The sequence below is a fragment of the Vibrio sp. 1F169 genome (assembly GCF_041439605.1).
In the GTDB taxonomy this organism is placed as follows: Bacteria; Pseudomonadota; Gammaproteobacteria; order Enterobacterales; family Vibrionaceae; genus Vibrio; species Vibrio tasmaniensis_A.
In genome coordinates this window covers 1-23,707 of the sequence record NZ_JBGOOI010000018.1, presented here as the reverse complement: position 1 = coordinate 23,707, position 23,707 = coordinate 1, and the positions used below count along the sequence as shown (strand labels likewise).

The window sequence follows — 23,707 nt, the reverse complement described above, 5'->3', positions numbered from 1 at the left end:
TTATAAAAATACGCAATTACGTTTTCGCCAGTTCACAAAACCAAAGTTACCGCCGGTGGTTGGGTTGTCTTTACCTTGCTCCCAAAGTGACGAGGTGGTGCCATAGGGATAACAATGAGCGGCATCACCAATCGGTGCCGACAATTGATAGCGATAGCGACTTTTCGGCAAGATAGGCTCTGGCCATTGGTAACAGATTGCGCCATCTTCGCCCCGGGTTTCCCACACAATGCCTTGCCTGTGCATTTTAAAATTAAAACGCTCTAACATCAGTGTGCCAACTTGAGGGCCGGTATGAGAGTAAGCGCTATTACCGGTTAATGGGTAGACGCTGCCTTGTGAGCCTAAACACCAAAAAAGCGCATCAAAAGGCAAAACGCGCCCGGTGGTGGTCGCCATGGCTTCGGTGATGCAAGAGAGCTGCGTGATGGGGTGGCCAAACAAAATGGCTTCGGGGTTAAGAATGAACGACATCTCATCATCATCCCAAAACGGGTCAAGCTCGGTGAGGTAGGCCACATCGAAATTATCCGTGGCCATGCAGGCGGCCGACTGCATCAGTTGTAGCCAGTAAATCACCGGATATTTGTACCAATGCACGTGATAAAAAGCATTGCCGCTGGTTTTGCTGCTTGAGTCGTGCTGCGAGCCTCCTATTTGTTGGCTATTGTCATTACTCAACTGCATCCCCATGTTGACCATGCAATAAGGGACTCGCGTCACGTCCACCAAGGAATACGGCTCCCAATACCCAATATTTAAGCCAATTTGCATAAAAATGGGCGGGGGTTTAGGACAATAGGAGATCGGCATGCTTGGGTTGGCGGTGTCAGGGTATGTCGAGCTAATGAGAGGCACACTGCCCAGTGTCATAGGAAATAGGCAGTCCCAACAAATATCAGACAATGGATTTAAGAAATGCCCCGTACAAGCGGCGGATTGAGCTTGGGTTTGCCAAGGAAATAGGAACAAACCAAGCAGTAATAACCCATGGGATCTCAAGGTCTTTCTCCTTATTTTGTGTTCGTCGCACTCTTGTTTATGGTGGTGAACGGCGTCACATCGATCTCTGTGATCTTCCACCGCGCTCCGTCTTGTTCAATCAGAGCGGGAATGTGTGAGAGTTGAAATTGACGGCTGTAGTGACCTTGTTGGTCAAAATAAATTCGGGCGTCAAACTCCGTGGCGACGTCTTCTGGACTGCCGTTGGTGAGGGTCCATTTTATCGGCTTATCTGCGCGGTATTGTTTAGCCCAAGCGCGCTGGCTTGGGTCGTCACCATCAAGAAAGACAATCACATACGAGTAATCGAATGATTGTTTGGGAATGTCGACTGGCCAAGTGTCGGTATCAAAAGGGTTGATGACGAGGCCTTTAGCATAAAGGAGGTTACCTTGTGCATCTTTGATATCGGTGGCCAGCTTTAATGATGGGTCGATGTAAAAGGTGTTGGGCGCGGTGGTGGCGGTCAACCCTTTAACGGGAGGGGGTCTTCGCACGTTATTTTCTACGTTCTCCACAAACTGCTGTTGCATCTTTGCGGTTTCTCCCGTGGCTTCTAAGTGTGTCAATCTGCTGTTAATCCATTGCAACATGTCTACCTCTGCAATAGGGAAAAGTTCGCCTTGACGCCCAAATTGTTGACTAAGAGCGGTGGGGGCGATGGCAAGTAAAGTGAGACCGAGCACCTTTGAGAGTGCTGTTGGTTTGATGAATGAATGCCCGTGAACAATCATAAGATCATGACTCCTTTTTAAGCGCCTCAATAACGTAATGTTGGATCTCGGTGGTTCTATCCGGTGCGCCGCTGATGAGCGCGCCTGGCACGATAATCACGAGATGGTGCGCTTGCGCGTATTCTTTCAAGAGCCGCCTGAGTTCCGTATCAAAGGTCGCCAATTGCGCGCTGTGCTCCTGATCGCTGAGGTTGGCTTCAATGAGTTGGTCTTGATATTGCGCTAACGTTTGTTCGATATCGAAGACCACGATTTGAGGGGCGGTGTTGAGCTTGACGGCCATCAGCGTGAACATCATCAACACTATGGCAAACAGGGCACCGACAAGACGTGTGTGACGGATGGATTTCATTTGGCCTCCTTACCATAGATGAGGGTGTTGAAGATCTCAATTTCTGGTCCGTAAAAATGCTCTGCGGTTTGATTGACCGCATCCATGAGTGGGACGCCTTGGTTCATCAAGGTTTCACAGTACTCAAACTCATGCGGCTCTGTCGAAAGGCACGCACGAGTAAAAGGATCGGCAAACAAGCGATGAAAGGTCGTTACATCACCGGTTTTTAGCATGACAGAGCTGTAACCGGCGATGGAGGACTTTTCAAAACTCTTGATGACAAATTGCTCATAGGGTGAAAAGTGTGAAGGATTGTCTTTGATGAATTTCGCCAATCCACTGCCTTGACGCAGAGTGATGTGAATGTCGGAGTTATTGAACGCAGCGAGCGCTTCAGGTGTGCTGTAAAAATCCTCAATCCCTTGCGTCACGGTGCAAAACGAACCCCCAAATTTTCGGGCGGTGCGATAACCGGTATTGATGAATTCTTGTGCCTGTGCATTAGAGCCAGCCATCAGAGACCACGCCTCTTCAATGATGCACATCTTCGGCGTTGAACGAGAGCCTGAAAGGTACATCTGCTGAGTGATGCTCGACATCAGCGCAAAAATCACCGGTCGCATGATGTCCGAGGGAAATCCGTCGAGTTCAATGGTGGTAAAGTGGACATTGGGATCCAGCATGGACGGTTTATTGAAGGTGTCACCGTAGATCCCCTCTGAGCGGTATTTATTCAGTTGCATGGCGATATCAGAAAGGCGGCGATCACCGCCTTGTTTTTCGGCCGCCGCAAACAGCGCTTCTTGCACATGGTCAACCAACGTCTCGCTTTTGTGTGCCTGCCAAGCCGCAATGATGCAATCACCGAGGACCGATTTTTCAAAATCTCCCATTTCGTGTGTGGGGCAGGCCATGGTCGCAAAGAGTCCGGTGATGGTGTGCAGCGTTTCCTTGAGAGGGTTGACCTGTTCGCCTTTTTCATCGGTATAGTCATCCCCCATGGCAATGCGTTCCAGATGAGTGAATGGATTGAGGTAAATCTTCTCAGCCGTCATGTAGCGGCCGCCAAGCATCAAGGTGAGCTTTTTAAAGCTCTTTCCTTTATCTAACGCCCAGATTTTACCGTTCATGGCAAAGAGGGTTTCGGCGAGCTTTTGCACAAAGAAGGATTTTCCTGCCCCGGAGCCTCCGGTCAGGGCGATGTTGTAGTTATCTGAGCCACAATTAAACGGATTAAACCAAAAGGCTTGTTGGCGCATGGTGGGAAGCATCATGCCGCCACTGAAATTCTTTACGTCCATCACAAGAGGCAAGAGGTTGGCCACATTGCCGGTTTTTACGGTTTGAATGCGTCCAGCACGGTCGCAATCGGCCCAAAACCCATCGGTCATCATGAACGGTAAGGTCGTCATGAGCGCTTGGCTTTGCAGCATCGAGACGGTTTGTAAATCAATCCCGCCAGAGCGAAAGGCGTTAATGGCAGTAGTGCGATGCAGTCGCTCGGATTTTTTGTTGGTAAATAACGTCAGCGTCAGGTGCATGTATGCCATGCTGTTGATGCCATCCGACATTTCATCTCGAATTTGCTCGCGTTCGCTCTGCTCTTTCTTCGCTTGAGGGAAGAAAAATGCCATCGGGGACTTGAGTGTTTTTTCCAGCTCTCCAAGGCGTCCGCCATTTTTGGTCGCAAAACTGCCCGATTCTTGATGGCGAAAATTGAGGGTCATGAGGTGTGGACATTGCACATTTTTGGCCACGCTCTTTAAGGACGCAAAACAATCGGGCAAGGCGTAAAGGCGGAAAGTTCGAGGTGTACTGCGTAAACCCAATGAAATGATCCGCGAGGTCACCGTTTGATGTTGGCGGTTACTAAAGCGAACGTCGGTGTAATGTCGGCGAGTTAAAAACTCGGTATCAGGAGAGAGGACTTGTTTGTAGATCAACGCTTCTGGTGCGTAGTCAGATCCGCGAGGGGCGGTTTGTGTGGGGTCAAAATTGAGAATGCCTTCGACGTAGTTGATTAAGCCTTCGGGGGTAAGCGGCGTGAGCTCCAGTCCAATTTGGGATAAAGTCGTGGTGAGCGCCTCTTTGCAATCCAACACACTATCAACATCGTCCGTACTGGAGACAAACAACCACGCGCTGTAATCTTTGATGTCAAAGTAATGCTTCTGACGATGAAAAAAGCCGTGGTGAGCCGCAAAGTTGGCGTAATCGGCTTCTTGTTTTGCTAATTCACTGCAAATACCCGCACGAGCGGATTTCAAGGCGGTATTTTGCTCAATCAAATGACTCACGTGGTTGTGGCCCATCATGGAAAAATGGTAATCCCATTTATGGCCAGGCGGTAAATCCATGATGAGACGGTTAAATGCCTCCACCATGTCGTCATTCGCCCCCGTTAAGACGCTCAATTTGAATCCAAATCCTACGCCCTTTTTGTTATGAAAGAGGCTGTGCTGCGCATCAAAAGTGCGGTAAGGCAGTTCAGAATGAAGGTGGTTATATTCACGTTTGGCTTCTTGATAAAAACCCTTTAAATCTTTTGAGACGCCCATGGCGTTAATCCTTCTTGATAGCCTGAACAGGGCGACCTGTCCAGGTAGACTCGTCTAACACAATGTAAATATCCATTGTGTCGAGGTAAGTGGTGGTGTCATCCGAAGTAAAGGGAAAAATCACCACCTTCCTAACCGTGTCTTGGGTTCGAATAGGATGGCCTTCACGGGTGCGTCTTGGCAGTAAGGCAAAAGGGTGGGAAGCCAGGACGTTAGCCTCGGCGACTTGTTGTGTTGTTGGGTGTGTCGAGATGTTGCGAATGTCATCCATGCTGGCGCAGCCGGGTATACCGCCGATTTTTTGGCAACTAAATTCATCTTGAAAGCCCGCAGAGCAACCTGCTAGTAGGCTAATAAGCAGCGCTGTGAAAAGTTTGATAGTCATAAAAGCCGACCTTAATTTAATTGTTGGTTAACTTCTGCCGCGAGAGGGTTGAGTGTGATGGTTTCTAAAAGGGTGTCTGGTTTTGCTTGCTCTTGCTCTTTTGTCTGATGATCAACATAGCGTTTGATCGCTTCCTCATCATCCAGAGGGAACCCTTTCGTAAAGACGATATTCACGATGCCCCCTGGATTGATTTCGATGAAGGGGTGATATAACTCGGCTAAGGCAATGTAGTAATCCGAAAGCTTACTCCCCACGTCCGAGGTGGCATTGCCCAATAAACTTAATCCCACATCCTTGCTGTTGAGGCTCGACGTTGAGCCAAGCGCTGAGGTTGAGGTGGTGCTGGCCAAGCCCGCCCCGGTCTCACCCAGTCCTGTTAAGATGCCTGAGATCCCCGCCATTTGGACGATTTTGCCGTTACGTAAAATCGAGGTGCCACGGATGCCATTGCGCCCAAAGTTAAAGACGGTGCCTTGAACGGGGATATCTAAAATTCGACCGTCCCGAATGCAGCTGAGGGTGTGAGTGCGCGCCACGCCGCGATTGGAAGAAAGGTCACCGTACACGCTCCCAATGATGGTGCAGTCTTTGAGGTGGCTCTTTTCTCCATTGGGCAACACGCCTTCATGCACGGTTTGAAACACGATGGGGGCGGTATCACTTTGGCCGAACGCCCCGGCATTGGCATCGGCGCCACCGGTGATTTTGGCGGTCACAAAGGTGCCCGACGGGACGTAATTGTCGACGGTTCGTTGGTACGCTGACTCTGAGGAGGCTGTCCAAAAAAAATCAAACGAGTCAAACGCTTGCCCTTGGTCATCAAACGAGGCCTTATCGGCTTTGCTGTATTGAAAGCTCTCTTTTTGCAGATCATTGGTGGCGTAAGAGGGTAAAGGTTTGGGAGGAAGTGGGCGCGAGCCAAACGGCGCAGGCTCTCCCATGACGGTGAGGTGACCGGCTTCCTTTGAGGATAGCGATTGGGTTGATGGCAAGGCGATGGTGCGCTGCGCTTCTTGATGTTGGCGTAATTCCTCGCGTAAGATCTCGTTCTCTTTCTTCATTTGCGAAATCGTATTTTCGTTGCTCGTCATCAAACGATCGACGTCTCGATTGAGGTTTTCCATCTTTTCTTTGACGTCTTCAATGTCTTGACCTTGTAAGGTCAAGGCTGAGCGGTTGTCTTTGTCGGTAAAATCATCAGTAATGATTTCCCCAAAATTGGGGGCTGACTCAACGACTTCTTTCGCAGTATCTAGCGAGGTTCGAGGTTGTTTAAAGGCTTTAAACGCAAAAAAAACTGCGACTAAGAGCGCAACGGCTAACAGGCTGAGTATTTGGTTACGCTGCTTACTTTGGTCATTGGCGAGCACTCCATCCTCTAAGTCTGACTCTCTAAAAAGCCACTGTTTCAATCGTTTCATTCGCGACCTCCTGTGATGATGTACAGATGTGTAGATTCACCTGGGGGTAAGGTATAACGGTCAAGTGAGGCGCTCCGACTGGCGTAACTGTAAAATTGCGCTTCGGTCAGAGTGACGGTGTCATTGGATTGGTTTTTAACTTGATAAATAAGCCCTGAGAAGGGGCGGCCTACAAAAAGGGTCTGCGGAATAATGGCCAGTGGCGACGTGTCTTTGGGGAGGGTTTCGGGGTCAATCGGATGGACACGAAACCCTGGGATAGGCGTCTTTGAACGCTGCCAATGTATCATTTGTTTGGTGAGTTGCCCCAAGGCCAAAGGGTATTCGAGATCTTTTTCAAAGACACTTTTCTCTGCAGTAGAGCGAAGCGGAATAAACTCATTCACCACCGCAGGGACGGCTTTAGGGTTGATAAAAAGCGAGAAATTTTGACCTTTCTCTGTGGTGACGTGCGCGGTAAAAGGCAAGGCGATGTTGAGTTTGACGGTAATAGAGCCCGATTGGTCTCGTTGATTGGCTTTAGCGAGACAAAACCCTCTAGGGCAATGAAGGTTTAATATCTTGTCGTCTTTCACTACTAAACGGTTGGTGTTGACCGAGGATAAGGGCAACACAATGGTATCATTTTGCTCAAAATAGTAGGTCTTTGCGTCAATCGTATGGGCGTGGCTCATGATGGGTAACAACAAACCAAAAAAAGCATAAATCAAGCGTATTTTCATAACGGTATCTCTTGGGCGATGGTGTGAAGTTCAATCAAGCCACTTGAGTAATCGGCTTGGAGTAGATACGTCACGGGCTCAGGGTCAAGTGTGCGCCCCGCGATGGTTTTGTTGAGCGTGCCTTTGACCCGTATTTTCATTTCATTCAGGTTGATAGACAGCGTGTCAACTTCAAAAAAACTGGTGACGTCGTTCTCGATGATAAATTCGGCTTCTCGCATCAACTTGTCTTGTAAGCCACTCCAGTATTTAGGCGGCACGTAGGTAATGAGTAAGTTGAATTGACGTTTAACGTTAGAGGGCGTGACATTAAATTTTAGGTGTATCCACCAATCGGCCATCATAGAAAGATACGCTTCATCAACCGCATCGCTTGAGATCGTAAACGCTCGGTCGATATGAGGTGGCACGAAGGTGCGCTTTTCCGCTTGGTTTTGGCTTAATAAAGCAAAACTCAACCCAGCGGTTCCTAAGGCGGTGATCAACACCACCGCGGTGAGGACGTAATTGATAAAGCGAGCCGCTTTAAGCGCCTCGCCGTTATGTTCATTGAGCATCAGTAAATCCAATATTTTTTTGTGGCTGGGGGCGTGCGTTTAAAAATGGTTTTATTCGCTGTGTCATCCCCATACCAGTGGATGAAGTGAATGATGAATTTGGGGCCGTGTCGGACTTTTAAGCTGCGAATGGTGAGGAAAAAGCCGATACACACGGCGACCGCGACCAACCGATTGATGTTGAACAACATCAAAAACAACAAGATAGAAGGGAGTATTTCATCGATTGGAAATCCGACTATTTTGACGTCGGTTTGTAAGTAGTTTGGAAAAGCGAAGAGGGTTTGTTTGTCTTGATGATCCATAGTGAAATAGGGCGAATAGTTTCGCGCTCTCCTTATGTGGTTTATAAGCCTACAAACCCTTTACCAACTTCCCAGAACACCACGCCAACGAAAAAGCCGATGATGCCACCCACCCAGTTCTTTTGCATGATGCCCACGATGATGCCGCCAATCAGGCCTGCCACCAGAATGTAGAACTCGCCAGAAGACCCCGTCCCTACCGTGTTGGTCACGGTATCTTTACCACTGGCAAAAAGGTCATCGGCGTAAGCGGGTGACGCACAGGCAAAGTAGACGGCCAGTAGCGTACAAAAGTGACGCCAATACGTAAGAGGAAGGTTGAAGCGTGAGGTTTTATCTTTCATGTGGTTACCTTTAAATGTAAATAAAAGAGGCACGACATCGCACCGCTTTTATCAAAAGGGGTGTCGTGCATCTGGTGGGTTGAAAAATGGACGTTGTTAGTTCCCCATATTTTGGGGAAGGCTTTGGGCCGCATGAGTGAAGGTGTTGCCGTTGAGCCCCATGGTTCTTCTCGATTACATTAAAGGCAACAAGGAAGCGTTTACAGACTTCAAACCGCGATTGCGACAGACGTGTTGTTTCCAATTTTGAGGGGTCATGATCGTGTTCTTGAGTTTACGATAATGTTTTTTGCGAGCATTTTTTGATGGTGGTGGCGTGAGTTGACGGACCGATTGAGTGTGTTTTTGAACCGAAACGAAATGAACACCCTTCCAATAGAAAGGAAAGGGGAGGCGGTCAGTAAAAGGCAACAAAGCAGCAAATGCCATGTATTCACGCCCGACTGAGCCCAGTTCTTTGAAGCTGACAAAATCCCCTTGTTCAACAAAGCGGTCCAATAAACTCCCCGCCTCATCTTCACGACAATATCCGTATACAATTTGCATTATTCAAACTCCTTTTAAGGACATTGTTTTGCTCTTTTAAAAGAACAAAACAATGGGCTCTCTCTCAAGAGCCGTGCTACAAACTGGCTTGTGTATTCTTGTAGTAGAATACGCACACCCAAAGGGTGTGGTGTCTGGTATTCCCAAGTAACTCTGTTTAACCACTCAACCAGCATGCTTAATTGAGTAGAAAAACAGCCTTGGACGTCGCCCCAGATAAGGCTCCTGAACTTTTTAGGCATATTACGCAGGCCTGCGCCCATCTGCGGCGCTTTTTGCAATAGTGAAGGCAGCCACTCTTACGGTGATGCAGGTGTTGGTATGCAGATGGAATAATAAGCCGACGAATGTGTTTTTCGACTTTGATTTCAAAGACTGCGATATCAACGTAGTCAGTATGAATCAACATCAATGGGGATGACAATGTTTGAAAGCATCAGCAACGCACAAGGGACTTGGTTTTCGACCTATCGTGAAAGAACGGGCCAAAAGGGTTTTCTGACGTACATGTTCTGATGTGTAAGGCGGGAATGGTTCGTTATCCCACAAGGGGACCTTGGTGGACCACTTTAAGTAAGTGAGGCCACAAATGAGTAAAGAGTGTGGTTATCTTCTTTACTCCCGACGTGTTCGTTTTATGGACTCAAATAGGCTAAACCACGAGTATTAGTAAGAGCATCTTTTCGTTGTTGACTAAGGTAAGCTCCGTGATGTTTTTAGCTGAGCGCCTCACTAACCCGCTCGTGAGTATAACCATAATCTAAAGCCCAGCGATGGAGATCTTCAATCGACATAGGTTTAGCGTAATAGTAACCTTGATGTTGAAAGACGCCTCTTAATAAAAGCCCGTTAGCTTCAAGCTTATTTTCAACCCCTTCCGCTACTAGATTCATTTCTAACTGCTTAGCCATTTTAATATACCCATCGAGAACAGCGGATTTTCCTTCATCAATGGAGCGTGTAAACATTTTGTCTATTTTGATAGTGTCAATATCGAAATAATGCAAATAGGAGTTTCCGCCATAACCGGTACCTGCATCATCAAGGCTTATTTTAAGTCCTAATGTTTTGAGTAAGGCGAGGCGCTGACTGGCAAACGCCAAATTTTCAATCGGTTGGCGTTCTGTCAATTCAAGCGTCAGTTTTGAGTAGTCGTGCTGAAACCGCTTTAAATAGTGGTAAAAATCGTCATTTTGTAGGTGCAGAGGAGTGATGTTGACACTGCAATAAAACTCAGCGTTTTGACTCATCAAAGACGATAAGTCGCGGTAAATGGTTGTAATGAGATTTTCTGTTGTTGGAATGATATCCCCACTTTGCTCTAGATAATGGATGAACTTGCTTGGTTCTATGACGCGGCCATCAGAGGGAATCCATCGGAGTAAAGCTTCGACACCGAGCATTTTACCTGTTTGTGCGTCTACAATGGGTTGATAATAGGGGAAAAACTGGGCGTCTCGAACCGCTTTTTGAAGAGCAATTTCTTTTTTTGCGTGCCAATAGGAAACACATAACCAAAGAATGGTGAGTGAAATCATAAAGAGTAAAGTGGTGACCGGCCACAAGTTTTGCTTAAACTTCGAAAGCACTCGTGAGGCAGAGACGGAGGATTCAAAGGTAAGAGGAAGATAGTTTGAAGCAACTGAGTTCGAGTACAGGCGATCAGCATTGGGCAAACTGCCTATTTCAAGGATAGTGTAATTTTCTTTTGGTAAAGATAAACGAATAGAGCGTTGATGGTCTAAATCATTTTCAAGAAAAAGGTATTCCGTGCGTAATGGAAAGAGGAAGCCATATTGTCCATTCGAACCGTATAAATAGGGGGGATGTTTTGGGGTTGTGGAGAGAGAATAAATCGCTAAACGCCACATTTCCCCTTTTAATTGTGTACTGAGTAAGTTCTTAAAATTACGTTGTTCAAATTGCTCAACGCCGAAAGGAGAGCAATAGGTATAAGGTTTCTGCTTATCAAGATTAACGATGGGTATCGACATAAGTAGATGCGACACATAAAGCTTCTCTAACTGCTCTATAGTGTCAGTGGAGCATTCACCGCTAGCGACGCTGGCTTCAGAAAGAATGGGTTTTTCAAGCCCATATTTAATCGCAACAGAAACGATTTGATCGAGGTAGTCGACGTCATGCTTAATTTCATTATGAACTTGATAAAGACTGGTTGCTAATGAAGCCAATAAGCTAAACAACAGGGCCAATAACATAACACCAGTCTTATAGACCCATTGAGGGTGGGGACTGAATAAGCGGTCTAACCAAGGGTGTCTGGAGCGCATACTTAACTCTTTATAATTATAAATCCAACGAATTGTGTTGAGCTGTGAAATGTTATTATGCGGTTTAATTAATGTTAATTTCTATAAAACCTTTTAATCTGAAAGGGTAAGATCATAAAAGTGGAAAGCCGATCACTCTTTGTTAGGAAGTTTCAATTTTTAGGTTCTAAATCAAGCCTTAAAGAAAACACTGACCGTAATCTTGGGCCGCATTAAACATATGGCTTAAATGTAAGGCTTTCTTTGTTAAAGGGTCATATTTATGACAAGCAAAACAGCCCCTATCTTCTTTAGGATGCACTAAAGCAAACCATTGAGGGTTTTGGACATAGGTCTCCATTGTACTGTTTGATAATAACTTCGAACCCCCTATTTCATTTTTCCAAGAGGGAGGCACCTCTCCTTTATTTAAATCACTCTCGTTTGAGACTGTCCAAGATGTGCCCACAAGGAAGTAGTTAGACCAAACAGATTTACGTGATTGGTAATAATCTGACATTGCCTCGTTAAGCGCTTTTATATCTTTAGCTACTTCAGTTTTCGTTAAAACACCAACCCCATAGGGTGTTTCTCTACAGACTTGAGTAGGTTTACCAGGGAAGTAAGTATTCACTTTCTGAAAGGACATTGGGTTGAAAAATGTCCATTTACCTGATTTTTCAAAATTTGATAGGTTAGGAACATCAGCACAATCAGGAGCGTTTTCCTTGTGTTCAAATGTGGTCCAAATGAATTCAGGATGATTCCTTGTTTTTCGCACTACATGAATCCCGACCAAGCCCATTAGAACATTACTCCTTACTGCCCCGTCGATCTCAACATCTCTATGAATAGTGAAAAATTTTTCAGGGTTGTCGTTATTAGATATTAATTTCCATGAGGTTTTTACTTCAGTGGAGCCTGGGGATATTTCAAACGGTGTTTTCCCACTGTCAATATCGGCGACACATTGGCTATTGTTTAATCCGTGTTTGACGATGTCATTGTAGAATTTTTTATTGACACTTTGTTGATAGAAGACCGGATTGCCTTCTTGATCGTTCAATGGGAAATTAGAGCCGGCTTGAAGGATCTCACTTTGTACTAATCCTTGATCACCTTTATTGTCCCAACTATCGGGTATCTCTTTAAATATTCTGTCTTTCGGCATCATATTCAAGAATAAATCCGGTGTCTTGTCACTGGTATAATAAGCAAAAGATTGCCATGCAAACTGCATAAAACTGCAATTAATATCGGATTTACTCGTTTCTGTAGGCTCTTGAGGTAAGGAAGGGTAATCAATCCAAGAGGAGTTGCCAGTACAGTCAGGGGCTTCTAACTCTAACGATTTTTTATCTCTAATCTTATTTTCGTAAGAGTCATTCGATTGAAAAGCTTCCCCTATAATTTCTGTAGAATAACAATGTATTGGTGAGAGGAAAAATGAGGAAACTATTATTTTCTTTAAACAATTCATGATAATTATTATCATTCGTATTTGTATGGGTGGCTAAAATTACAATAGTTACAAATAAAACGAATCTAAATTAGTTAATAATTTAGTGTGACTCTGGAACTGCGTGTGTGCTCTGGAGTTGTTTTTGTCTCGATTCTGTCTACGTTCATGGGTGAGGCAAGCTGATTGTAAGAACCGCGCTCTATACAATATGCAACGTTATTAAACGTTTGACACCGATCTTCCACATCGTTAATCTGTAACGGCACTGGCAAAATCCAGTGTCGGGATTAGTCCCCCGCAATATACACCCAAGGCGCATAGACGCTAGCTTTTGCTGGTTTTTTATGTGCAGCTTCAGCACACCTGAACATAGTCGTTTTACTTATAAAACGTACTATCAGCATTATGGTGGGCTGGGCGAGGCAGCTTCGGCTGGCCGTAACCTTGGGAGCGGTAGGACTAACCTTGTTCAGCTCACCACCCGAAGATTAGTCCCTTTGTGTGGTGATTTAAAGATCATCCCCAAGGAGGCAACCATGCCAAATTTAACAATCTTTTCTAAAGACATTCGCACACTCGATAATTTGTATTCGCTAAACGATCTGCATAAAGCGAGTGGTGGACACAATCGACATCGTCCAAGTATTTTTATCAAGAATCAGCAAACTCAAGAACTGGTTAATGAAATTGAGCAAAGCAGTAATTCCTGCTTTGCTATAAATACCAAACGTGGCGGTAGTGATGCGGGGACTTGGGTATGCAAAGAATTGGTCTACTCATACGCAATGTGGATTAGCCCAAAGTTCCACCTAAATGTCATTCGTGCGTTCGACACTATGCCCACAGCTCTAGCACTTCCTACTCCAACTGTTCCGCAAGACCTATCCTTAAACGACTTAATCTTTGAATTGGCGAAGGCGAAAAACGTAACAAGCCAAAATGTTCATGTGCACTACAATGCCGTATTCAATACCAATACTTGGTCACAAGAGCATGGTTTTGAACACGCATTGGCAAAAAGAGTACTTAAACAAGACTTAGAAAATGAATTGCGTAGTCAAATCCCAGAACTGCAGTTACTCAAGCAGCAAGCGAGAGAACACGGGCTAGCATTAGTGGATGAAAGTGAATACCAAAGCTTCCAAGGCCGAATGCAAATGCAGCAAAAGCAACTCGAGAAGTTGGTAGATGATGTAATGGCGTTAAGCCGAAATCATAATTCGTTGATAAACAGGGTTATGTAAAAGTGGCGGCAAAAATGGCGGCATTCATTGTAAAACAGCGTTATTTATGGAGATAAAACGTCAATTACCACTGTTTTTATATACATTTTATTTTAATTAACCTATTGATTTGTAATGCATTGCATTCGTTTTTTCCAAGTTCTACAGCAGAACTTCGTACGATGCCGCTTTCTCTATATTCAACATTTGAATGCAATTTGTGGAATATATCAAAATTAATTAAATTGATAGTAAGTTATTACTTTTCATTATGTTAGGGTTCTTTTCTTAAGGTCAGTGGATTAGGAAGAGGCTCATGAAAAAGGGATTTGTGATAGCGATATCAATCGGCTTTGTTGTCTTCTTCTTTGTTGGTCGTGAACTCCAGTGGTTCGGGTCCAGTAATTCCGAGTCGTTTCCTAAACTTCCTGATAGTCCCCAATTTGTTCCTTCTACCGATTTCGACGGTGAGTGGCTAGGCCGCCGTATTAACACCACTAGCAATAATATGTGTGAACGCACAACCATCACCGGAAGCATTCGTGGGGGTAAGGCTACTCTAAGGCTTACCTACAACGGAACACAGTTAGAGGGCTGGGTTACGGAAAGCGGCGACTTACGTTTATATGCTAAACATCGCCAATGGGATTATCGTTTTTCCGCACGTGGCAGTAGCAATAGATTTGATGGTCGTTGGCATTTAACCAATGGCCCGTGTAAAGGCACTTGGTTTATAGAAAAAGCCAACGACATGTAGGGCTATAAACGCATTATATACTTGGAATAACTTAAACAATATCCACGCGCATGTGTACGATTTAGTTTAAACGTATAGATAGGGAAACCCATGAGGATTGTGATTTTTATCGCTACAGTGATTTTAGTTAAATCAATTGAAGCAAAGTTTGGACACACCTATAACATCTTTTCAGATCCACTTGATATCAAGTTAGCCGCTCTTGATTTTGTCTTGTGGGTTTCAGTCTACTTTGGTTTATCTTTTGTTTATGAGAAGGGCAAAGGCATCCTGACTAAAATGGGTAAAGTTAAGAGTCCTTAATGGGAAAACTTGAACCCTATTAAGCGTAACGGAATATTGTTAGTGATTTGAACTAAGACCAAGAGACGGTTTGGAGAGGAATAGTTATGAATGGAAAAATTGTTCGATGGGTTGATGAGAGGGGGTTTGGATTCATCAACTCAGATGAATTAAAGGGCGATATTTTTGTTCATATATCCAAATTTCGAAAGGGTTATCGTTCTCCAAAAGTGGGAGATAGCGTTGAATTTCAACTATCACATAGTTCTTCTAAACTCAGCGCTTCGAGTGCTCAGTTAGTTGGTATAGAACCACTCAAATCCAATCCTTTATCACTTATTTTGTCTGCACTTATCGTTGGTCTTATAGGGGCAGCTTTTTATCTTTTTTTGTTAGAGCCAAAGTTAAATCCGGCATATGAGAGTATGGGTTTTAGCTGCCAAGGAAAAATGTACTGCAGTGAGATGTTATCTTGTGATGAAGCAAAGTTTTATTTGGCAAACTGTCCCAATGTGAAAATAGATGGTGATCGTGATGGTATTCCTTGCGAGAGTCAGTTCTGCAGTCACTATTGATGCCTGTTTACTAGTCATTCAAAATAGACAGCTAAAAGGACATTACATGGAAATCAGAGTAGGGACATTACCTGATATTGCAGGCATCACCGATATCTTCAACTTTTATATTGAACATACCAATGCGCGCTTTGAAGAAGAGAAGTTGTCGTTGGAAAATCGCCAGCAGTGGTTTTCTCAATTTTCTAGTCAAAGTAAATATCAACTTTATGTCGCGACAGAAGGTGATGCGTTATTAGGCTTCGCGTGTTCTCAGCAATACCGGGTTATGTCGGCATTTGAAGATACCGCAGAGGTCACTATTTATCTTGCGACAGAAGCTCAAGGTAAAGGCTTAGGCTCTAAGCTTTATTCTCAGCTATTTGTATCGATTAGTGATTATGGTGTTCACCGCGTACTCTCAGGTTTTGCTTTACCTAATGAGGCTACAATAGCACTTCATAAACGTTTTGGATTTCGAGAAGTCGGAGTGTTCAATGAATATGCGAAGAAAAACGGTCAATACATCAGTTCAATGTGGTTAGAGAAGGCGTTAACCAAGGAACCAGATTGATTAGGATGGTTTAAACACGATGCAATACTCTTGGTACTTAAATTACGTATTGCTCAATGTTTGATTTAGAAACAAAGGACACAATATGGAAGTAAGGTTAGTCAAAGGTTCCGATCCTAAGTTCGCTGAATCGATCACTAAAACGAATATGGCGAGTTACTACCAAGCTCGTGGCATCGCTTGGGGTCATAGTCAGTTTTTACGCAGCTGGGATGAACTGGATAACTATGAAGTTTATGTAGGGGATAGCCGTATTGGTGTTGTCCGCTTCAGTTACAACAGTGATACAACGTTTCTTAGGGACTTGCAGATATTAGCTGAATATCAAGGTAGAGGCTTTGGTTCTAAGTGTCTCGATTTAGTTATTAAACATGCGAACAATCAATCATCAGCTCAGTTAGTGTTGCGTGTGTTCAGTGAGAATCCCGCTATTAAGCTTTATCAATCAAAAGGTTTTACTCAGTTGTCTGAAGTGAAAGGACTCGTTGAAATGGAACTGATTTTAGGAAGAACTATGGACACCATTATCAAACAAGCAATCGAATTGCGAAAAGAAGAGAAGTACCCAGAGTCACGTGACTTGTTGGCAACGCTACTCACTGATGAAAATTATGCCGCGAAAGCGCACTTGCAGATCGCGTGGTCTTACGATAATCAAGGTAAAGAGCGACAGGCGATTGAGCACTATGTGCTATCTCTGTCTGGCGTGCTTTCTTCAGTAGAGCGTTTTGATGCGCTGTTCGGTTTGGCGAGTACTTATCGAAGCCTTGGTCTTTATGCAGAGGCTTTAGGCTATTTCGAACAGACTAGGGCTGAGTATCCTGACTCGATAGAGGTGAAACCTTTCTACGCAATGTGTTTGTACAATTTGGGTCGCCATAAAGAGGCGACGTCGCTGTTACTTGAGCTTTTGGTATCTACGACTAATAGCGAGGCGATTAAAGAGTACCAACGCGCGATCTCTTTATATGCTCAAGACTTAGATAAAACCTGGTAAGCAGCGTATAAAGATTATGTACTAATAGAGAAAAAAGCCTAAGCATCAATAGGATACTTAGGCTTCAAGAATTCGGTTTTAGTTTTGGTTTGAGTTTAAACCGTTACTCTGAAAGTTCTTTACGAACGATCTCTGCGCCAGCGCTTAGCGCATTGAGCTTAGCTGAGGCAATTTCACGAGGAAGGGGAGCCATGCCGCAGTTGGTGCACGGGTAGAGCTTATCGGCATCAACATACTTCAGTGTTTCTCGTAGAGTGTCGGCAACTTCTTCTGGTGTTTCAATTGAATTGGTTGCAACATCGATAGCACCGACCATCACTTTCTTACCTCGAACGAGCTCAAGCAATTCAACCGGCACATGAGAGTTATGACACTCTAATGAGATGATATCGATATTCGACTGCTGAAGCTTAGGAAATACCTCTTCGTATTGGCGCCATTCGGTACCTAGTGTCTTTTTCCAATCCGTATTTGCTTTGATGCCGTAGCCATAACAAATATGGACTGCAGTTTCACACTTAAGCCCTTCAATGGCTCTTTCTAAACAAGCAATACCCCAATCATTCACGTCATCAAAAAATACGTTAAACGCAGGCTCATCGAACTGAATAATATCAACACCAGCAGCTTCTAACTCTTTTGCTTCTTCGTTAAGGATTTTTGCGAACTCCCATGCTAGCTTTTCACGGCTTTGGTAATGCGCGTCGTAAAGCGTATCTATCATGGTCATTGGCCCCGGTAGAGCCCACTTAATTGGTTGATCCGTTTGCTGGCGTAAGAACTTAGCATCTTCGACAAAAACCGATTTTTGACGAGAAACAGGGCCAACGACTGTTGGTACACTCGCATCGTAACGGTCGCGAATTTTAACGGTTTCACGCTTCTCAAAATCCACGCCATTCAAGTGTTCAATGAAGGTTGTTACAAAGTGCTGACGTGTCTGTTCGCCGTCACTCACAATATCAATACCGGCTTGTTGCTGGTCTTGAAGAGAGACACGTAGCGCGTCTTGTTTGCCGTCGGTTAATTCGTCACCTTCCAGTTTCCATGGAGACCAAAGTGTCTCTGGCTGTGCTAGCCAAGATGGCTTAGGTAAGCTGCCTGCTGTTGAAGTCGGTAATAATGTTTTCATAATTTATACTGCCTATCCTTGGTGATTTAAGAGCGTAATTGCTCGATTAAAGCGCGTAGTTGGCAGACCAGTTCTCTAGAACTGACTGGTATGGCTTAATGAAAGTCTCTTCTGCGAATTTACCTTGTTCGATAGCTAATTTGCTTCGTTCTTCTCGGTCATACACGATTTGAGTTAGCGAGTGATCCAAGTTTTTCAAGTTTGGTTGGTAGCAGTTACCTGCAACCGCATTCGCGTTGTAAATCTCAGGGCGGTAGATTTTTTGGAATGTACCCATGGTGCTGATGGTGCTGATAAGCTCTAGGTTTGAGTAATCGTTCAGTAGATCACCAAAGAAATAGAAAGCTAGAGGTGCAACACTGTTTGGCGGCATGAAGTAACGAACCTGTAACCCCATCTTCTTAAAGTATTGTTCAGTTAAAGAAGACTCATTCGGTTGGTATTCAAAACCTAACACAGGATGTTGGTTCTCGGTTCGGTAATAGGTTTTATTATCTGACACGCTTAAGCAAATAACAGGTGGTTTATTAAAGTTCTTTTTGTAAGCGTCAGAGTTAACGAAATATTTAAAAAGCTTGCCGTGTAAATCCCCAAAATCTTCTGGAATGCTGAATTTCTCTTGGCCTTTATTATGATCCAATAGACGTACGCTAAAGTCATAATCTCGAACATAAGAAGAGAAGTTATTTCCGATAATGCCTTCAATATGCTCGTTGGTTTTACGGTCTAGAATATTGGTTTTCAGTACTTCAATGGAAGGGAATGCTTCGCCGTTGCTTTCAATGTCCATATCAACAGAAATGATTTCAAGCTCTACAGAGTAACGATCGCCCTTTGGGTTGTCCCAGTGTGCTAATGCGTTGAAACTGTTGTCAATCATCTGCAGTGCATTGCGCAAGTTTGCTTGGCGGCTGTCACCACGCGCCAAGTTAGCGAAGTTGGTGGTGATACGTGTGCTGTCCGCAGGTTGATAGTTCTCGTCGAGGCTAATGCTCTTAATTGTAAAATTAAATTCTGTATTCATGTTGATCTGATATCCCAATCTGTAGTCTGACTTTCTCGGTCTTTAGAATTAAAATTGCTTTTATTTTTGCTTGTGACCGGATTAATAGTTGAAGGCAATACTGTATGAAAAATTAATACGGTATTAAGTTAATCGCTTGGTATTTTTATACTTGGTTCGATAAATGATTAACAATGGTATTCCTTCACATTCAACATGAGGAATATTCATGATCTATTATGTTTGAAAATATTAGGTGGTGTCAGTTATATTAATTGGCTTGATGGAAATATAACCACATTAATAGTGCGTTATTTAAGACAATTAATTTAATTAAGAGATGGACGAAATGAGTGAGTTGCTGTTGTTGATTTTATACTGTGCATTATTAGGCAGTGGTGTTGGTTTTCTTGCCGGACTTTTGGGGATTGGCGGAGGGCTTATCATTGTACCTGTGTTAAGCAGCATTTTACTTCACTTAGAAGTTTTACCTGCTGACCAAGTGGTCGTTGCAGCGATTGCGACTTCCTTGGCATCAATTTTGTTTACCTCAACTTCCTCTGCGCTTGCTCACCACAAAAATGGAAACGTGCCTTGGGATTTGGCACCTTGGATCATGTTGGGTGTTGCTCTGGGTGCATTGATTAGTGGCTTTATGGCGGCTCTTTTACCGGAAAAAGTTGTTCGTATTGTGTTTGCCGTAAGTGTGGTTCTTATTGCGATCAAGATGTTCTTAAGCAGCAAAAATGACGCGCCTAAAGAACGAAAGCTACCGAACAAGGGCGTACTAACGGTTCTTACAACTATTACGGGCGGCTTGTCAGCCATGATAGGCATTGGTGGTGGGGCATTGCTGGTTCCACTATTGACGTTCTTCTCTGTCGATATGAAAAAGGCCATTGGTTGTGCGTCGGCTTGTGGCATTGTGATCGCATTATTTGGGTCTATCGGTTATATCACCTCGGGCAGCAGCCACTTTGCTCTAACAGAAGGTTTTGCTGGCTTTGTTTATTTGCCTGCGCTGCTAGGCATCGTGTGCACATCTTGGTTTACAGCTCCGCTAGGCGCAAAAGCAACTAACCATTTACCTGTTCCAACGATTAAGAAGATCTTCTCAGTACTGTTGGTGGTTATCGCAGCAAGTATGGTTGCTCGTTAATTAAAGAATTCAGTAACCTGTAACTGATTCAGTTTCTTTATTCATTAGACATTTAGGTGCGAAAAAATGCATGTAAATGTCTAATTGCGATCTGAGCCCTCCAATAACATGAGTTACTCCTTTTAATGCACCATGGTTCATAACAAGATTGTTCGCGTTTAATAAATATTCAAATGTGGTCAAATACTTATCTAAAGGAGCGAGCGATGGCACGAGAAATTTCATTTAAGGGCAACGGCCCACGTTGGAACGTGGCTCTATCAATGACAATAAGTTACGTGATCGCATCTTTAGCTATCAACTTATTTTATCAGACTGAGCTCCAGTTTTTCCCTTTCGTTACTTCTATCTTAATCATGATCACTGTCTATGCTTTGGTCTCCAAGTTCACCCGAAGACATTTATCTTTAGTCGGTGAAGAGATACATCTACATGACGTTAAAGCGAACTTATTGATCAAAAACTCTGTCTTTTCTCGTCAGTATATTCAAGTTAAATCACTGACTAAAAATGGCTATTACAAAGTGAATGTTCACAAAGGACAGGTTGATAAATCTGATTGGGAAATGCTGTTAAGCAAGGCCACACAGCAAAACGTTTAACGCTAACTCTTCATGGAATCCATTAATGTCAGGGTGTTTTATCAACATTATTATCTTGATAAAACATTGTTATTTAACCCAATTCACTGCTATAGCTAAATGTATCTTATTTGATTCAACGGAATGCTATCAATGAGTGATTTATGGATCCTTTAACGCAGGGCGTGTTAGGCGCTTCTTTGTCACAATTGGCAAGCAAAAAACAACATTTGGTTGTTGCTGGGGTATTAGGGCTGCTTTCTGGATTGGCACCAGATCTAGATGCACTGATTAAGTCTCAAAGTGACCCTTTGTTGGCGTTGGAATTTCATCGACAATTTACCCATTCACTCTTCTTTATCCCCATTGGCAGTTTGATATGTGCCTTGGTTCTGCATCACCTGATTGCAAAAAGGCGTGGGCTTTCTTTCAAACAAAGCTGGCTGTTTTGCGCTCTGGGCTATGGCACTCATGCACTGTTAGACGCTTGTACCACTTATGGCACGCAGTTACTTTGGCCTTTGACTAATGCGCGTTTTGCTTGGAATACCATATCAATCATCGATCCTGTTTATACGCTGCCCATCTTAGTTTTGCTTGTGTTTGCAACGTTGAAACGAGCACCTTGGCTAGCACGTGTTGCGTTTGCTTGGGCTCTAATTTATCCAACATTAGGGATGATACAAAGAGATAGGGCAGAGGCTATTGGGTGGCAATTAGCGGAACAAAGACAACATACGCCGATTCGATTAGAGGCAAAACCAAGCTTTGCGAATATCTTAGTTTGGAAAGTGGTGTACGAAACAGAGGCTCATTATCATGTAGACGCAGTGCGGGTTGGTACATCGGTAAATATATACCCCGGAGAGTCGATCGCTAAGCTGAATGTGAGTCAGGATTTCCCGTGGCTTGCCCCTAATTCACAACAAGCCAAAGATATTGAACGTTTTCGCTGGTTCTCTAATGGTTATATTGCTCAGGACCCAACGGACGAGCTGCGTATTATCGATGTCCGATACTCAATTGTACCGAATCAAATGAAAGCACTTTGGAGCATCAAGCTATCAAAAGCAGTTGATGCAAATACACATGTAAAATACGAAACTCATCGAGACAACACCCCAGAGTCGAGACAGATCTTCTTCGATATGCTTACTGGAGATAAATGAGCTAGTTTTAAACAGTAAAAAGGCTGAGTCAGATAATCTGCTCAGCCTTTTTTATTCGTCTATTACCTAGTTTTCTTTGTTCGAAAACTCTTTAATAAAACATTAAAGGTAACGGCTTCTTAGGTGGTCTTTGAAGTATTGCGCATTCAAGGTTTCACCGGTTGCGCCTTTCACCAAGTCATCGGTGTTAAGCTGGCTGCCTTTACTCCAAATATTCGATTCTAACCAAGTGAAGATAGGTGATAGGTCGCCACTTTCAATCACAGCGTTCACATCCACTGTTTTCTTCATTGAAGCCATGAACTGAGCCGCGTATATCGCACCTAGTGTGTACGATGGGAAATAACCAAATGCGCCGCGATCTATGGTGTAATGTAACCTGCAAATCTTTAGATTAGGTAGATCCTAGTTTAACTCGTTTTGCCCTATTGTGAGTTTCAGTTTTTCTTCTCATCTAATCTAGGCTCGTTCTTTCCATTGGCAGGGATTGTCAAATAGATCATTAATTCATTATCGACTAAGCTGTTCCATTGTTGAGCAAGGAAACTACTCGTCACGCAATTAAATAACTTTTCGGATAAAACTAAGAAATATTTTTTTGTGAAAGTTTGCGTTATCCAACCTTTGCCTTAAAGTTTATATAAGGTAGTGAAGTAAAGTGCTTAGGCCGATCCAAAACGGTTCCCAACAGGTGAGTTAATATGTTTAGTTATATTATTTGGATTGGGTTGTCTGTAGCTGTTGGTGCTTATGCAAAGCGTAAAGGAAGATCTGGTATAGGTTTTTTCTTTTTTTCCTTTATTCTTAGTCCAATTTTTGGAGCAATCATTGTACTGTTACCAACCCCAAGTCAGCAGAATAAATGGTCATACTTAACATTTGCTGCTTTTTTGGGAGGATTTTTAGGATATATAGGAATGTCTGATAACGATAATACCTATGTCGAGGATAAAAAGAGTCGTAATAATCAAGCTTCCGTTCAATCCAAAACAGTAACTGCATCTGATACAACTATTACAATTAGTGATTTTTACGTAACCGCAAGTGAATTAAACGTTAGACTGTCTCCGGCTAAGACAGGCAAGAAAACCAATGTAATATATCGACGACAATTGGTGCAGGTCTTTGAGACGACTAATGGTTGGTCAAGAATTTCCAAGTACTATGATGGCACTATAGAAGGTGTTGATGGGGAAGTAGCGAGGTGGGTTTCTTCTAAGTATCTGTCAAAACATAAACCAACTGAATTGAGAGTTATGTCATCTAACAGGTTAGAAGCTGCGTTAGATAGTTCTGATGACTACATATCTTACAAGGCAAAGTTCATCAAAGTATCGAAGGATCTCATAAACACAGGAGTCTGTTCAGTGGAGGATTTTGAGCACCAAGGTGGTTGGGTACGTTCAGTTAACTACAAGCCAAGAAGAGTGTATTTTACCTATTGTGGTAATCATAGTAACACTTCTGGAAGAGTTTATTATGAGCCATCATCTGGCAATGTTTTTAAATAAACTTGAGTATTGAGTAACAAAAAACCACCTTAGCTAGCATGACATAACTCGAAACTTCCCCATTCTGTATATGGAATCCACGTATTTACAAAGTGATTTTGGTAATAAAAGTTAAGATGCGG

25 protein-coding genes and 2 pseudogenes are annotated in these 23,707 nt (G+C 43.6%); 11 read left to right on the top strand and 16 right to left on the bottom strand.

What is annotated here, in order from left to right:
- The 13 genes from traU to ACED53_RS09675 all read right to left on the bottom strand — a co-directional run bounded on the left by traU (window position 1) and on the right by ACED53_RS09675 (window position 12,661).
- Window positions 1-1,002, bottom strand: a complete 1,002-nt coding sequence (gene traU / locus ACED53_RS09735) for a conjugal transfer pilus assembly protein TraU (RefSeq protein WP_220503519.1) — start codon at window positions 1,000-1,002, stop codon at window positions 1-3.
- A gap of 11 nt (window positions 1,003-1,013) precedes the next feature.
- Complete coding sequence (gene traW, locus ACED53_RS09730; protein ID WP_016800270.1) at window positions 1,014-1,736, bottom strand: type-F conjugative transfer system protein TraW; 723 nt, start codon at window positions 1,734-1,736, stop codon at window positions 1,014-1,016.
- A gap of 4 nt (window positions 1,737-1,740) precedes the next feature.
- Window positions 1,741-2,088, bottom strand: coding sequence for a TrbI F-type domain-containing protein (locus ACED53_RS09725; RefSeq protein WP_016800271.1), 348 nt, complete (start codon window positions 2,086-2,088; stop codon window positions 1,741-1,743).
- Window positions 2,085-4,628 carry a type IV secretion system protein TraC gene (gene traC / locus ACED53_RS09720; RefSeq protein WP_102579842.1) on the bottom strand — a complete coding sequence of 848 codons (2,544 nt, stop codon included), beginning with the start codon at window positions 4,626-4,628 and terminating at the stop codon, window positions 2,085-2,087. The genes ACED53_RS09725 and traC overlap by 4 nt, the downstream gene beginning before the upstream one ends.
- A gap of 4 nt (window positions 4,629-4,632) precedes the next feature.
- Entirely contained in the window at window positions 4,633-5,013 is a 381-nt protein-coding gene (traV, locus tag ACED53_RS09715; RefSeq protein WP_016800273.1) for a type IV conjugative transfer system lipoprotein TraV, read from the bottom strand.
- Window positions 5,014-5,024: 11 nt separating this feature from the next.
- Complete coding sequence (locus ACED53_RS09710; protein WP_017061841.1) at window positions 5,025-6,437, bottom strand: TraB/VirB10 family protein; 1,413 nt, start codon at window positions 6,435-6,437, stop codon at window positions 5,025-5,027.
- Window positions 6,434-7,159 (bottom strand): type-F conjugative transfer system secretin TraK, encoded by a 726-nt coding sequence (gene traK, locus ACED53_RS09705; RefSeq protein WP_016800276.1) that lies wholly within the window; start codon window positions 7,157-7,159, stop codon window positions 6,434-6,436. Before traK ends, ACED53_RS09710 begins: the two co-directional genes overlap by 4 nt.
- Window positions 7,156-7,716 (bottom strand): type IV conjugative transfer system protein TraE, encoded by a 561-nt coding sequence (gene traE, locus ACED53_RS09700; RefSeq protein WP_016800277.1) that lies wholly within the window; start codon window positions 7,714-7,716, stop codon window positions 7,156-7,158. The genes traK and traE overlap by 4 nt, the downstream gene beginning before the upstream one ends.
- Window positions 7,716-8,021: a type IV conjugative transfer system protein TraL gene (traL, locus tag ACED53_RS09695; protein ID WP_016800278.1), complete on the bottom strand. Its 306-nt coding sequence runs from the start codon at window positions 8,019-8,021 to the stop codon at window positions 7,716-7,718. Before traL ends, traE begins: the two co-directional genes overlap by 1 nt.
- A 41-nt stretch (window positions 8,022-8,062) precedes the next feature.
- On the bottom strand, window positions 8,063-8,365 hold the full coding sequence (locus ACED53_RS09690) for a type IV conjugative transfer system pilin TraA (protein WP_016800279.1): 303 nt from the start codon (window positions 8,363-8,365) through the stop codon (window positions 8,063-8,065).
- Between the two features lie 174 nt (window positions 8,366-8,539).
- The gene (locus ACED53_RS09685) at window positions 8,540-8,911 is read right to left on the bottom strand and encodes a hypothetical protein (RefSeq protein WP_016800280.1); all 372 of its coding nucleotides are present in this window, start codon (window positions 8,909-8,911) and stop codon (window positions 8,540-8,542) included.
- 716 nt (window positions 8,912-9,627) lie between these two features.
- On the bottom strand, window positions 9,628-11,202 hold the full coding sequence (locus ACED53_RS09680) for an EAL domain-containing protein (RefSeq protein WP_017082638.1): 1,575 nt from the start codon (window positions 11,200-11,202) through the stop codon (window positions 9,628-9,630).
- A gap of 178 nt (window positions 11,203-11,380) precedes the next feature.
- Window positions 11,381-12,661, bottom strand: coding sequence for a hypothetical protein (locus ACED53_RS09675; RefSeq protein ID WP_016800282.1), 1,281 nt, complete (start codon window positions 12,659-12,661; stop codon window positions 11,381-11,383).
- Between the two features lie 518 nt (window positions 12,662-13,179).
- Here ACED53_RS09675 and ACED53_RS09670 point away from each other — a divergent pair.
- From ACED53_RS09670 to ACED53_RS09640, 7 genes and pseudogenes are all read left to right on the top strand, one after another.
- A complete protein-coding gene (locus ACED53_RS09670) occupies window positions 13,180-13,887 on the top strand; it encodes a KilA-N domain-containing protein (RefSeq protein ID WP_017082636.1) in 708 nt (235 codons plus the stop codon).
- 295 nt (window positions 13,888-14,182) lie between these two features.
- The gene (locus ACED53_RS09665) at window positions 14,183-14,623 is read left to right on the top strand and encodes a hypothetical protein (RefSeq protein WP_017101261.1); all 441 of its coding nucleotides are present in this window, start codon (window positions 14,183-14,185) and stop codon (window positions 14,621-14,623) included.
- 90 nt (window positions 14,624-14,713) lie between these two features.
- Window positions 14,714-14,926 carry a hypothetical protein gene (locus ACED53_RS09660; RefSeq protein ID WP_017099097.1) on the top strand — a complete coding sequence of 71 codons (213 nt, stop codon included), beginning with the start codon at window positions 14,714-14,716 and terminating at the stop codon, window positions 14,924-14,926.
- 86 nt (window positions 14,927-15,012) lie between these two features.
- Window positions 15,013-15,480: a cold shock domain-containing protein gene (locus ACED53_RS09655; protein ID WP_012603768.1), complete on the top strand. Its 468-nt coding sequence runs from the start codon at window positions 15,013-15,015 to the stop codon at window positions 15,478-15,480.
- Between the two features lie 46 nt (window positions 15,481-15,526).
- Entirely contained in the window at window positions 15,527-16,033 is a 507-nt protein-coding gene (locus ACED53_RS09650; RefSeq protein ID WP_017101262.1) for a GNAT family N-acetyltransferase, read from the top strand.
- Window positions 16,034-16,118: 85 nt separating this feature from the next.
- A pseudogene (locus ACED53_RS09645) lies at window positions 16,119-16,550 on the top strand (GNAT family N-acetyltransferase); the annotation flags it as partial.
- Complete coding sequence (locus ACED53_RS09640; protein ID WP_029225524.1) at window positions 16,548-17,030, top strand: tetratricopeptide repeat protein; 483 nt, start codon at window positions 16,548-16,550, stop codon at window positions 17,028-17,030. The pseudogene ACED53_RS09645 and the gene ACED53_RS09640, both read left to right, overlap by 3 nt.
- Window positions 17,031-17,133: 103 nt before the next feature.
- Here the strand turns inward: ACED53_RS09640 and ACED53_RS09635 are convergent, their stop codons facing one another.
- Together ACED53_RS09635 and ACED53_RS09630 are read right to left on the bottom strand one after the other, a co-directional pair.
- Window positions 17,134-18,162 carry a methionine synthase gene (locus ACED53_RS09635; protein WP_009846559.1) on the bottom strand — a complete coding sequence of 343 codons (1,029 nt, stop codon included), beginning with the start codon at window positions 18,160-18,162 and terminating at the stop codon, window positions 17,134-17,136.
- Between the two features lie 46 nt (window positions 18,163-18,208).
- Entirely contained in the window at window positions 18,209-19,186 is a 978-nt protein-coding gene (locus ACED53_RS09630; protein ID WP_029225523.1) for a DUF1852 domain-containing protein, read from the bottom strand.
- Between the two features lie 328 nt (window positions 19,187-19,514).
- Here ACED53_RS09630 and ACED53_RS09625 point away from each other — a divergent pair, with 328 nt between their 5' ends.
- The 3 genes from ACED53_RS09625 to ACED53_RS09615 all read left to right on the top strand — a co-directional run bounded on the left by ACED53_RS09625 (window position 19,515) and on the right by ACED53_RS09615 (window position 22,074).
- The gene (locus tag ACED53_RS09625) at window positions 19,515-20,324 is read left to right on the top strand and encodes a sulfite exporter TauE/SafE family protein (RefSeq protein WP_009846561.1); all 810 of its coding nucleotides are present in this window, start codon (window positions 19,515-19,517) and stop codon (window positions 20,322-20,324) included.
- Window positions 20,325-20,497: 173 nt separating this feature from the next.
- Window positions 20,498-20,926, top strand: a complete 429-nt coding sequence (locus ACED53_RS09620; RefSeq protein WP_017101266.1) for a hypothetical protein — start codon at window positions 20,498-20,500, stop codon at window positions 20,924-20,926.
- Window positions 20,927-21,069: 143 nt separating this feature from the next.
- The gene (locus ACED53_RS09615; protein ID WP_017101267.1) at window positions 21,070-22,074 is read left to right on the top strand and encodes a metal-dependent hydrolase; all 1,005 of its coding nucleotides are present in this window, start codon (window positions 21,070-21,072) and stop codon (window positions 22,072-22,074) included.
- A 102-nt stretch (window positions 22,075-22,176) separates the two neighbouring features.
- Here the strand turns inward: ACED53_RS09615 and ACED53_RS09610 are convergent.
- A pseudogene (locus tag ACED53_RS09610) lies at window positions 22,177-22,434 on the bottom strand (carboxypeptidase M32); the annotation flags it as partial.
- Window positions 22,435-22,775: 341 nt separating this feature from the next.
- On the opposite strand from ACED53_RS09610, the gene ACED53_RS09605 reads away from it, so the two are divergent.
- On the top strand, window positions 22,776-23,585 hold the full coding sequence (locus ACED53_RS09605; RefSeq protein ID WP_017101503.1) for an SH3 domain-containing protein: 810 nt from the start codon (window positions 22,776-22,778) through the stop codon (window positions 23,583-23,585).
- Window positions 23,586-23,707: the final 122 nt, after the last annotated feature.

What these genes read in the sequence shown, in the direction of transcription:
- ACED53_RS09665 (WP_017101261.1), top strand. Translation starts at nt 14,183, where the DNA reads ATGAAAAAGGGATTTGTGATAGCGATATCAATCGGCTTTGTTGTCTTC.
- ACED53_RS09685 (WP_016800280.1), bottom strand. Translation starts at nt 8,911, where the DNA reads ATGCAAATTGTATACGGATATTGTCGTGAAGATGAGGCGGGGAGTTTA.
- ACED53_RS09635 (WP_009846559.1), bottom strand. Translation starts at nt 18,162, where the DNA reads ATGAAAACATTATTACCGACTTCAACAGCAGGCAGCTTACCTAAGCCA.
- traC (WP_102579842.1), bottom strand. Translation starts at nt 4,628, where the DNA reads ATGGGCGTCTCAAAAGATTTAAAGGGTTTTTATCAAGAAGCCAAACGT.
- ACED53_RS09605 (WP_017101503.1), top strand. Translation starts at nt 22,776, where the DNA reads ATGTTTAGTTATATTATTTGGATTGGGTTGTCTGTAGCTGTTGGTGCT.
- ACED53_RS09630 (WP_029225523.1), bottom strand. Translation starts at nt 19,186, where the DNA reads ATGAATACAGAATTTAATTTTACAATTAAGAGCATTAGCCTCGACGAG.
- ACED53_RS09655 (WP_012603768.1), top strand. Translation starts at nt 15,013, where the DNA reads ATGAATGGAAAAATTGTTCGATGGGTTGATGAGAGGGGGTTTGGATTC.
- traE (WP_016800277.1), bottom strand. Translation starts at nt 7,716, where the DNA reads ATGCTCAATGAACATAACGGCGAGGCGCTTAAAGCGGCTCGCTTTATC.
- traL (WP_016800278.1), bottom strand. Translation starts at nt 8,021, where the DNA reads ATGGATCATCAAGACAAACAAACCCTCTTCGCTTTTCCAAACTACTTA.
- traV (WP_016800273.1), bottom strand. Translation starts at nt 5,013, where the DNA reads ATGACTATCAAACTTTTCACAGCGCTGCTTATTAGCCTACTAGCAGGT.
- traW (WP_016800270.1), bottom strand. Translation starts at nt 1,736, where the DNA reads ATGATTGTTCACGGGCATTCATTCATCAAACCAACAGCACTCTCAAAG.
- ACED53_RS09675 (WP_016800282.1), bottom strand. Translation starts at nt 12,661, where the DNA reads ATGAATTGTTTAAAGAAAATAATAGTTTCCTCATTTTTCCTCTCACCA.
- ACED53_RS09710 (WP_017061841.1), bottom strand. Translation starts at nt 6,437, where the DNA reads ATGAAACGATTGAAACAGTGGCTTTTTAGAGAGTCAGACTTAGAGGAT.
- ACED53_RS09690 (WP_016800279.1), bottom strand. Translation starts at nt 8,365, where the DNA reads ATGAAAGATAAAACCTCACGCTTCAACCTTCCTCTTACGTATTGGCGT.
- ACED53_RS09640 (WP_029225524.1), top strand. Translation starts at nt 16,548, where the DNA reads ATGGACACCATTATCAAACAAGCAATCGAATTGCGAAAAGAAGAGAAG.
- traK (WP_016800276.1), bottom strand. Translation starts at nt 7,159, where the DNA reads ATGAAAATACGCTTGATTTATGCTTTTTTTGGTTTGTTGTTACCCATC.
- ACED53_RS09680 (WP_017082638.1), bottom strand. Translation starts at nt 11,202, where the DNA reads ATGCGCTCCAGACACCCTTGGTTAGACCGCTTATTCAGTCCCCACCCT.
- ACED53_RS09725 (WP_016800271.1), bottom strand. Translation starts at nt 2,088, where the DNA reads ATGAAATCCATCCGTCACACACGTCTTGTCGGTGCCCTGTTTGCCATA.
- ACED53_RS09660 (WP_017099097.1), top strand. Translation starts at nt 14,714, where the DNA reads ATGAGGATTGTGATTTTTATCGCTACAGTGATTTTAGTTAAATCAATT.
- ACED53_RS09615 (WP_017101267.1), top strand. Translation starts at nt 21,070, where the DNA reads ATGGATCCTTTAACGCAGGGCGTGTTAGGCGCTTCTTTGTCACAATTG.
- ACED53_RS09620 (WP_017101266.1), top strand. Translation starts at nt 20,498, where the DNA reads ATGTGGTCAAATACTTATCTAAAGGAGCGAGCGATGGCACGAGAAATT.
- ACED53_RS09670 (WP_017082636.1), top strand. Translation starts at nt 13,180, where the DNA reads ATGCCAAATTTAACAATCTTTTCTAAAGACATTCGCACACTCGATAAT.
- ACED53_RS09650 (WP_017101262.1), top strand. Translation starts at nt 15,527, where the DNA reads ATGGAAATCAGAGTAGGGACATTACCTGATATTGCAGGCATCACCGAT.
- ACED53_RS09625 (WP_009846561.1), top strand. Translation starts at nt 19,515, where the DNA reads ATGAGTGAGTTGCTGTTGTTGATTTTATACTGTGCATTATTAGGCAGT.